Below are 7,674 nucleotides of genomic sequence, written 5' to 3' on the forward strand. Positions count from 1 at the left end.
GCCCAACTCGGCGCTCGAGATGTACCTGGATCGGCTCGCGTAGAAAATCGTGCTGCCGAAGGCAGCGCTCGTTCCTGAGCACTGCTCAGAAATCGCGACCTAATGAGAACGACAGCTTAGGGTCCGTCTGGTCTAACCAAACCACTTGCTTGGGTTGGACGGAATGGCGGCCTCCTGATCCAAAGAGAGCACGCTCTCAAAATCCAGAACCTGTCGTCCAGTGTTGACGGCGGAGAAACCGAACCTCGGGTGGGATCCGCAGTAATTGAGAACCGCTCCGGCTTCATAGAAGCTCGCGCTGGATTCGCGCAAGGACGCAGCAATGGCCTGCTTTATTACAGAGCGGGGTGAGTTGAAGGCCGAGATACGACGCAAGTTCCGAATGCCCGCAAATCTGTCTCGTGCAGTGTTCGAGACGACCGTGAGGTCCGTCGGATTTGTAGAGGTTCCCCTCGCACGGCTTCCTTGCGCCGGTGAGCACCGCGCCGCTTGGCCCGTCCCACCAGCCCAGTCGCATGAAGCTGCGTCTTGATGAAGGGGTAGCCCCAGCTGAAGTCATGATCGCGCAGCAGGTGTTCGTGGAAATGCTTCACGTTCCAGCCAAGGTAGCGGTGGCGATAAAGTTCCAGCATCTCCTCGATCGCCTCCGCGGGCACCCGGCGCGTCGAAAGCTTGCCCAAACGCCGGTCGAGCAACCCAGCCTCCCCAGCCTCTTCGTAACGCTCGCGGTAACGCCGGAATTTCCGCTCCGACATGCCCAGCAACTCGCCTGCCTCCATCATCGAAAGATCGCCGCCATTCCAGCGGCTCAATAATCCCGAAACTTCTGCATTCTCCGGTCCTCTAGCCACGCTGCCCGCTTCATGCCCAGCCTCCATTCGCTGGCGATAAAACCGGACAACTCGCGTGCTACCTAATCCGGACAACTCATGTGCTTACGACAGCAGTTGCTGAAATACATTGCCGCGATTAAGCATTCGGACTAAAGTCATCCCTTCTCGCAGCGTGCCGCGTCCTCCGGTTTGACACAGGGGTGCCGAATGCGCATGTCCTTGCTTTTCATTTCACTGCTGATTGCACACATCCCGATTGTATCGCATGCCGCCGCCATTCACGACGCCGCCGTGAAGGGAGATGTCGCGGCAATTACGGCAGCGCTCGACGCCGGTGCCGGCGTCGACGAGAGCGATGGAAAAGCAACGCCGCTCTATCTTGCGGTTAGGGGCGGGCATCTTGCGGCGGCAAAACTGCTCATGGAACGAGGTGCCGACGCCAACGTTGCCCCGACGCCGCTTTTGGGACCTCCCCTCATGCCGGCTTTGGCAAAACGCAGGATCGACTTGATCAATCTGTTGCTGCAGGGGGGCGCAAATCCAAATGCGCAGCGCGGCGGTGAATCCGCCCTTCACATCGCCGTCAGATCCGGCTGTCTCGATTGCGTGAAGGCACTGGTCGAGGCCGGCGCCGATGTGAATGCGAAGACAAAGGACGGCAAGACACCGCTCCACATGGCAAAATTCAAGGGGCAACATGAAGTTGCCGCATATCTCTTGTCGCACGGCGTCGTCTTGCCAACGCCAGCTCCTATCTCGATGAAATTGTCAAATGCGGATGTCGAGAAAGGCCGAACCTACTTCACCCATGTGTGTCACGGTTGCCACAATGCCGAGCCACAGGGAGAGACCAAGACGGGGCCCAACTTGTGGGGCGTCGTCGGCCGCGACAAGGCATCCATGGCAAGTATGCGTTACTCCGACACATTGCTGGGCTGGGAGGGTGTATGGACGTATGAGGACCTGAACACATATCTCTTCGGGCCCATGCTCACAACGCCGGGCGTCAAGATGGAGACGCCCGGTGTCCCGGACGAGACCGAACGGGTCAACGTGATCGCGTACTTGCGCACACTCAGCGACAAGCCGATTCCGCTGCCCTGAACCCCTACCCTGGTCCCTCCCCAGTATCGCCCCTTTGTAAAAGCGCACTGGGGAAGCCCTGCCAATGCCAGCGCGCAAAAGAAGCCTTTAACGCTTATTCAATTTATCTATTTTAGAATGTGCTAATGCGCTTCTCAATCCTGCTTTTTGGCTGGGCAGCATTTTTCGGTTGGGATTTCGCCGCCAATGATGGCCAAACCATTATTGGCCTTGGCGTGCGAGTTGCCAGGCTATTCCACCTCTCCGGGCTAATTTGAAGTTAGGACGACGTCAGCGCTTCTTCACCTTCGGCGTGATCTCCTCGACCCGCACCTTGTCGCCGATCTCCCTTAGCGAGCGGGTATGTCCGAGGCAGGCTCGTCGAGAAAGGCCCCCTGCCCCTTTTTACTAGCTCTCGACGAGCCGTGCGCCGCTTACCCCCGGACGGCAAACGCTGTCGCAGTCTGCCTTGATCGTCAAGCGACTGTTCTGTTCGCGTGTTCGTTAGCTCAATCAGGTTGCGCTAATGTCACATTCGGTGGACGCGTACGCGTGCGCGCAACTGCAAGCCGTCTCATTCACCCTTCCGCCGTTTCAATTTCGGCATGATCTCCTCGATCCGCGCCTTCAAGCCGTCGTGGGCCATCGCCACCGGTGACGACGCCCATTCCGAACGCAATCGAGAATATCTTGATCCAGAACGTCGAGATGCGGAGATAGATGTCCCTTCCGGTCAAGAAATTGAGGCCTTCCAGCATCGCGATGAACGCGGCCATCCTACAGTAATAGCCGGCAGCAGGATGTGCCAGCCGATGACTCAGCCGAACTGCAGTCGCGATAGCAATACAGGATCGAAGTCCTCGTCCCTCTGGATGCAGGCGAGCCGGCGAGAACCGCATCCACCTTCCGTAGTAGCGGCGGCTGTGGCGGGAGCGCGTTTTCAGTGCCGTGGTCAAGCTATGGGAATTGGCGACGGTGTCGATGCCGGATTTTGAAACCAGCTGTTCTGCCGCGTCGTACGGCTTGCAACTCTCAGGCGTGACCGCGCCAGAGGCGATAGAGCACGCACCTAGCTTGCGTGCTTGTGCTGCTTAGCTGCGCAACGCCCCCGGGGGCGATGGGAACCGTCTGCGGCGATCCATGCTTCGGTGGGCTTGCAGCTCGCTTAGTCAAAGCGCTTCTCTGGGTAGGCACAGGGCGATCCGACCAACGGACAAGCGACGGCAGGACGAGAAATCGATGCTGCCGTCCAGTCCCGCCAGAATTGCCGCACGACAGGCAATGTAACGCGTGAAAGGCGTTTGAAACGTCACATTCGGCTATATGAGAATGAACGCCCCGATAAGAAGCGCGCCAAGCCCGATCGCGACGACAAGCCGTGTGGTGAGATCCATCAGGTCAATTTCCTTATTGCCAACTCTAACGTCTCGAGTTGGACGAGACCTTCCGTACGGAATCGTCGGTCCACGCCAATTGCCTCCGCGCCGGGAGAGAACCATGTCGGCAGCTTTGCCGGAGCAGAAACCCGTTTCGCCGCTGCCCTGCCCGGCGGCTATCATGAAACCAGCACATTCCGGAACTGCCAGGGATCGGATGTGTCGATGTCCTCCGGGAAGAGCCCAGGCCGGCCATCCAGAGGCGTCCAGTCCGTATAGACACCAACGAGAGAGCCAAGATAGGGCTTCTGGATCTCCAGGCAGCGCCGGAAGTCCAGATCTTCAACTTCCACGATGCCGGCCTCGGGGTTTTCAAGCGCCCAGACCATGCCTGCGAGCACAGCCGACGTGACCTGAAGCCCAGTAGCATTGTGATGGGGCACGAGCTGTCGTGTCTTCAATCGCGAGCTGCGAACCGTACCAAAACGCGTTTCTTGAATGGCCCTAAAGAAGCACGCCAAGTTCATCTATCCCGTCGACGATATGCGCGAAAGTTGTTGGACGCCTTCGCCGCCGAGGCTGCCATTAGGGGTGTTCGGCGGATCTGGGTGCAGAGCCACGATTTCCAGGCGCCAGGATTGTATGAAAAGGCCGGTTTTGTGCGTGTAGCTGAGTTTGCAGATTGGCCGGAGGGACACTCCAACGTTATTCTCTGCAGAACCCTGGAAGCCACGACGGCAACTCCATGACCACCATTTAGCGCAGGTAGCTGACGCGGACGCACTACCCGATATCGAACAGTCGGAGGGTGACGCTTACCGCGAAGTTGCGGAGCTGGCCTGGATTGCCGATGACGAAAACCAAACCGTCGAGCGTCACCGTGAACTTATCGCCAAGGGCACGTGCTGGGTAGCGGTGGAGCAGGATGGCCGGACGGTCGCATTCCTGAGCGCGGAGATCCAGGACGACACATTGCACATCTGGGAACTAGCTGCGCGCCTTGACCGACAACGCTCAGGTATCGGACGCGCCTTGCTCGAAAAGGCAATCACAGATGCGAGGAGCGCCGCCTTGTCGCGATCACCCTGACAACGTTTCGGGATGTGATCTGGAACGCGCCTTTCTATCAGAAGCTGGGCTTTCAGGTGCTGGGCGAGACGCATGCGGGAGACCGGCTTCGTCAAATACTGCGTCGGGAGATCGAACACGGGATGCCGGCAAGCAGGCGCTGCGCCATGCGCCTCATTCTCGGCTAGACGGAAATTGGCTAAAGTGATGGACAAAACCCTTGCTCTGGCAATGCCCGAATTTCGACCGGCTCTGATCGGCTGAGCTGGAAGGTTGATATCGCAGGCTAAAGAGCGTTGAAAAGCTGGCTCGGACGGACCAATTTACATTGCGAAGAAGATTTTTCGCTATCCGGGAATAAAACGCCGCCCGCCCTGGTCTTCCATGCATACGCTGCTGATTGACCTTGAAGGAACGTCCCCCTGCAACCCCACACACTGACGACCGCGACGGCAATGGTCGACGCATTCCCAGGTGAAGGCGACGCGTTGGCCGCCTGCGGCTCCCAGCCTGTCTGCCTTAAACGTCCTGCCCAGTCGCGATCGAGAGCGCTCAGACGCCGCGGATGCGAGAACGCATCGGGGTGGATGAATCGTTGCGGTCCAGTGTGTGATTGACATCGATGAAACAGTTGCCTTCACATTCACCGCAGCCGGCGACCCTAAATACTTCCGCTGGGTTCGCTTGCAAGACAGAACCATCTTCGCTTCCTGGGCACTCAAGGCGAGGCGCATATCACGGTACACCAATGCTAAGCAGCAATGCGCAGGCCGACCGCTTCAGCGAAGTGGTAATGCCTCATCTCGCCGACGCGCTTTCGCTGGCCCGTTGGCTAACCGGCAATGCCACCGACGCCGAGGATGTCGTGCAGGACGCGTGCATGAAGGCACATGCCAGCATCGCCAGTTATGCCGGCGGCAATGCACGCGCCTGGCTGCTCACCATCGTGCGCAATGCGTGCTACACATGGCTGGCGCGGAACCGCCCGCGCAGCATCGTCTCGGTGGGCGATCTCGCCGATCTCGACGAGGTGAGCTCCGCTCACGCAGCCGATCCACCCGACAGCGAGAGCCCGGAGGCGACCCTGATCGCCAAGGCAGATACCGTAGCACTCGAAGCCGCGATCGCCGCCCTGCCGCAGCCGTTTCGCGAAACCCTCGTGCTGCGCGACATCAATGGCCTCGCCTACCGCGATATCGCGGCCATGCTAGGCGTGCCGATGGGTACGGTGATGTCACGGCTGGCGCGGGCGCGTGGCCTGCTGATCTCTGGCCTTGGGAGGGCGCAATGAGCGCGCACAACGACGGATTGCCCGAGGATGCCGCAGGCATGAACCTGATGCTGCACGCGCTGGTCGATGGCGAGCTTGACGCCGCCGCGGCCATAGCCGTTGAGCGGCGCATAGCCGCCGACCCCAAGCTGGCGGCCGAACATGCCCGCGTCATGGCCTTGCAAGGCGCTGTGGCCGGACTTCCGAAGCCGCAAGTAAGCGACGCCTTCAGCGCGCGCATCGCAGCCATGGCTGCTGCCGGCAATGTCGAGGTACTGCGCCCCAAAGCGCCGACGGCACCAGCGAAGGCAAATCGAACGGGGTGGTCGGCGCGCAACTTCGGCTCATTCGATTGGCGCGCCATGGCGGCGTCTATCATGCTCAGCGCGGTGCTGGCCAGCGGTGCAACGCAATGGGCGATGCAGCCTGGCGTAGCCGATGGCTTTGCCGCAGGGGTAGCCAGCGGCCACCAGCGCAGCCTGTTGGCGATGAGCCCGGTGGATGTCGTCTCGTCGGACCGACACACGGTGAAGCCCTGGCTCGACGCAAGGCTCGGTCTTTCGCCGCCGGCGCCGGACATGGCCAAGGACGGATTTGCACTCATCGGTGGCAGGGTCGAGGTCATCGGCGGCCGGGCGGTGCCGGCACTGGTCTATCGCCACCGCGAGCATCTGATCACCCTTGTCGCCGAGCCTCAAAATGCCGGAGCTGTGACCGACCCTGTCGATCTCTCTGAGGGCGGTTTTTCGCTGGTGCAGTGGAGCGACGGCGCCTTCTCCTACTGGGCGATTTCCGACATGGAGCGGCCGGAGCTGGACGATTTCGTAGCGCGCTTCCGCGCCGCCACCGTGACCGGCTGATAGCCGACCGCCCAGACCTTTTCAGCCAATATCAAGTGCGACGTCACCGCTGGCTCGGCTACTTCGCGGTCAGACAGACCCACGGCACCAGCATGGTGCCGACCTCGGACGTGCGCGTGCAGCGTCGGCTGGCCCAGTTCCCGACAGCCGCCGTCCCTGATTTTGGGACCTCCAAAGAATTTCGCGCCACCCGGGAATAAAGGGATGTCTTGGCGAGTCTTGTTGTTAGCGGGGCCAATTTCCCGGCACGCAACCAAGAAACGAAACAAGGATCTACCAAAATGACCAAGCTCGCTCTCAGCGTGGCTGCCATGCTGCTTGCCTCAAGCGCTGTCTTTGCCGGCAGCGACCATGGCGCCAACAACTCCAACCAGCCGGCCACCAGCGTCGACACCAACGCTACTGCTTCCATTCCCTCCACGCCGCGTCAGGACAGCGTCGACTCCAAGGTGACGACCGGGCCGAGCCAGGGGTCGGTTCAGGACATCATCAACCGGCACAACAACGACGGACTCTGGGGCCGCTGAACGCGCCTCGACCTCCAAACAACAACTTCTCTCAATCCTCAAGATCAGGAACTGTTTCAATGAAAAAGATCGTCCTTACCGCTGCCGCCATCCTCGTTGCCAGTGGCACGGCCTTCGCCGGCAGCGACCACTACGGCTCGAACACTTCCCGCCAGCCGGTCGCCAGCCATTCGGCTTCAAAAATCGACACCTCGCACACCAGCTCGATCCGAGAGGTCAAGAAGATCCATGGTGGCGATGCCAGCGTGTCGGCGCAGTACGGCCAAGGCATCTGGGGCAACTGAGTTTCATCCGGTCAGGACCGATACGCCAATCAGGACGGAGGGCCACGCTTGGCTTTCCGCCACCCCCACCTCTTAACACAGGAGATCATCATGTTTAACATGACACGTCGCACGTTGCTTGGGTCCGCAACTGCCGCTGCCGCATTCGGCCTCGCCGGCAGGTTGGAATTCACCCGTCCTGCCTTCGCCGAAACAGCAGTCGAGCCGGCCGTTGGCTTCTACAAATACATGGTCGGCGATATCGAGATCACCGCCATCTATGACGGCATCTGGCGCAAACCGCACGACCCAGCTTTCATCAAGGATGTCTCCGTCGAGGACACCAAGGCAGCCCTTGCCAAGGCCGGCCTGACGACAGACTTCATGCCTATCC

Annotated in this window: 7 protein-coding genes and 2 pseudogenes; 6 read left to right on the top strand and 3 right to left on the bottom strand. The window is 60.2% G+C overall.

The window, feature by feature from the left end; all coding sequences use genetic code 11:
- Positions 1–335: 335 nt before the first annotated feature.
- Positions 336–878, bottom strand: coding sequence for a helix-turn-helix domain-containing protein (locus EN949_RS30260; protein WP_127371427.1), 543 nt, complete (start codon positions 876–878; stop codon positions 336–338).
- A 162-nt stretch (positions 879–1,040) separates the two neighbouring features.
- Between EN949_RS30260 and EN949_RS30265 the strand changes: the two genes are divergently transcribed.
- Positions 1,041–1,937 (top strand): ankyrin repeat domain-containing protein, encoded by an 897-nt coding sequence (locus tag EN949_RS30265; RefSeq protein ID WP_127371428.1) that lies wholly within the window; start codon positions 1,041–1,043, stop codon positions 1,935–1,937.
- Positions 1,938–2,494: 557 nt separating this feature from the next.
- Here the strand turns inward: EN949_RS30265 and EN949_RS36215 are convergent.
- Both EN949_RS36215 and EN949_RS30275 read right to left on the bottom strand, forming a co-directional pair.
- Positions 2,495–2,692 carry a cytochrome ubiquinol oxidase subunit I gene (locus EN949_RS36215; RefSeq protein ID WP_206526497.1) on the bottom strand — a complete coding sequence of 66 codons (198 nt, stop codon included), beginning with the start codon at positions 2,690–2,692 and terminating at the stop codon, positions 2,495–2,497.
- A 779-nt stretch (positions 2,693–3,471) separates the two neighbouring features.
- Positions 3,472–3,835 (bottom strand): annotated as a pseudogene (locus EN949_RS30275) (saccharopine dehydrogenase C-terminal domain-containing protein); the annotation flags it as partial.
- A gap of 1,273 nt (positions 3,836–5,108) precedes the next feature.
- Between EN949_RS30275 and EN949_RS30290 the strand changes: the two are divergent.
- From EN949_RS30290 to EN949_RS30310, 5 genes and pseudogenes are all read left to right on the top strand, one after another.
- Positions 5,109–5,651 (top strand): sigma-70 family RNA polymerase sigma factor, encoded by a 543-nt coding sequence (locus tag EN949_RS30290; protein WP_027162036.1) that lies wholly within the window; start codon positions 5,109–5,111, stop codon positions 5,649–5,651.
- A complete protein-coding gene (locus EN949_RS30295) occupies positions 5,648–6,490 on the top strand; it encodes an anti-sigma factor (RefSeq protein ID WP_127366928.1) in 843 nt (280 codons plus the stop codon). Before EN949_RS30290 ends, EN949_RS30295 begins: the two co-directional genes overlap by 4 nt.
- A gap of 281 nt (positions 6,491–6,771) precedes the next feature.
- On the top strand, positions 6,772–7,017 hold the full coding sequence (locus tag EN949_RS30300; RefSeq protein ID WP_127366927.1) for a DUF680 domain-containing protein: 246 nt from the start codon (positions 6,772–6,774) through the stop codon (positions 7,015–7,017).
- 59 nt (positions 7,018–7,076) lie between these two features.
- Positions 7,077–7,301, top strand: a complete 225-nt coding sequence (locus tag EN949_RS30305) for a DUF680 domain-containing protein (protein WP_127366926.1) — start codon at positions 7,077–7,079, stop codon at positions 7,299–7,301.
- Between the two features lie 90 nt (positions 7,302–7,391).
- Positions 7,392–7,674 (top strand): annotated as a pseudogene (locus EN949_RS30310) (MBL fold metallo-hydrolase); the annotation flags it as partial.

The organism is Mesorhizobium sp. M7A.F.Ca.US.007.01.2.1, from assembly GCF_003998165.1.
Taxonomy (GTDB): Bacteria; Pseudomonadota; Alphaproteobacteria; order Rhizobiales; family Rhizobiaceae; genus Mesorhizobium; species Mesorhizobium ciceri.